This window comes from Blautia sp. HCP3S3_D9 (genome assembly GCF_052063845.1).
Taxonomy (GTDB): Bacteria; Bacillota; Clostridia; order Lachnospirales; family Lachnospiraceae; genus Blautia_A.
In genome coordinates this window covers 1-1,728 of record NZ_JBQHWS010000256.1, presented here as the reverse complement: position 1 = coordinate 1,728, position 1,728 = coordinate 1, and the positions used below count along the sequence as shown (strand labels likewise).

Sequence of the window (1,728 nt, the reverse complement as noted above, 5' to 3'; positions counted from 1 at the left end):
AAGTGTGAATCCATAACTTGAATTTTGGGCGCACTTTCCCCTTGGTGGAAAAAGTCTTTTTTTAAAGCTTATTGGGCTTGTGCAGCACACTGCTGCTGTATAAGTTTTAATGTTTCCGGGTCAGCTCCCTGCTCTCTCAGGAACTGAAGGGTGTTATCAAGAGTAAGAACAACTGGTTTCTGTTTCCGTGGATTGACAGTGGCTTCGTAGTCATCCGGATGGAAATCTTCGTTGTTTGACAGCATATGGTAAATGCTGGTAAGCATCATTCTTGCAATGGCAATGATTGCTTTTTTCTTGCCACGGCGTTTTGTGAGACGTTGATACTTGATTGCAAAATAAGGTTCTTTCTTACTTTTTACAGCTGCAAGGGCACACTGAACGAGCAGAGGTTTCAAATATTGTCCCGCTTTGGAACATCTGGTAGATTTTTTCTTGTTGGCACTCTCGTTATTCGCAGGGGTAAGTCCAGCCCAGGAACACAGATGCCTGTCGGACTCAAAGACGGACATGTCAGTACCAATCTCCGAAAGGATGAACAGTGCGGACAGTTCCGTGATGCCGGTAACCGTTGCAATCCGTTTAATCTGCTCATCATATTGGCGGCTTCGGAGAAAGAGTTCTGCCTCAATCTCATCAATGGATTTGTTGATGAAATCAATGTGGGATTTTGCATGGGTCATTTTGAATTTCTGTTCTTCCAGGATATGGTATCCGTGGACAGTATCCATGACTTCGTCTTTGGAAGCTTTTACCCGGTGGTCGATCAGAGAACGACATTTTTCTTCATCAAAGGGTTCATCGGAAATCAGGTAATCCATGATACGGGTGGCAGAAAGGCCGAAAGGGTCTGTTAGGACACAGTCGATCCGTATGCGTGAAATCGTCATGCTGTTCTGGTAACGGTTCTTCTCTGCTGTACGCATGTAAGAAAGTTTCAAACGGTAACGGGACAGTTCACGGAGAGCCCTGATGTCTGCCGGGGGAATAAAAGAGGCTTTGACGATATCAAAGCGGAACAGGTTAGCGATCCATTTCGCATCACGCTTGTCGGTTTTTTTGCCTTTGATGGCTTTCACATATTTGGGGTGTGTGAGGACGACATGCATGTGCGGTTCAAGGATATTAAAAATGGGAATCCAGTATTTACCAGTGGATTCCATACAGACATCGCGGCAGTCCTGTGCGAGAAGCCAGTCGCGCAAGGCAGCGATATCTGAATTGGTGGTGTTAAAGACTTTTGTCTTGTATGAGGCCGTCAAAGTGACAGGATCAGAGGTACAGACAGCGGCAACAACCGATTTTTTATGTACATCAAGACCTGCACATTTTGGACGGATTACTTCGAATTGCTGAATATCCATAAGAGTCCTCCTTTTGCAAAGTGATAAGAGCATAAAAAGAGGACATCAGCATTGACTGTCATCCAAGCGAAAAGACTTATCTCAGAACACAAGGGTTCTGCCATCTTAAATGATAAGTGTACGGACTCGAGGTCTCAATTGTTTGTGCTTGAAAAGGATGACGGCACAAATAAGTTTTCGGGATAAGATGGTCTTTCGCCACTCACCACGCCGTGCTCTGTAGTATACTGATGCCCTTATAGGAAGTATAGCATGGAAGGGAAAAAGAATAAACTGTAAACTGGCTGGATTCATGCATTGTTTGCGCCGGAAGGCAGGAACGACGAAAGGAGAGCATGCCGCCCGGCATGTTTGGAAGTTTGAA

Annotated in this window: 1 protein-coding gene; it reads right to left on the bottom strand. The window is 45.0% G+C overall.

The features are described from left to right. Nucleotides 1–68 precede the first annotated feature (68 nt). Nucleotides 69–1,364 (bottom strand): IS110 family transposase, encoded by a 1,296-nt coding sequence (locus ACTNES_RS20695; protein ID WP_441040557.1) that lies wholly within the window; start codon nt 1,362–1,364, stop codon nt 69–71. Nucleotides 1,365–1,728 lie beyond the last annotated feature (364 nt).

What these genes read in the sequence shown, in the direction of transcription:
- ACTNES_RS20695 (WP_441040557.1), bottom strand. Translation starts at nt 1,364, where the DNA reads ATGGATATTCAGCAATTCGAAGTAATCCGTCCAAAATGTGCAGGTCTT.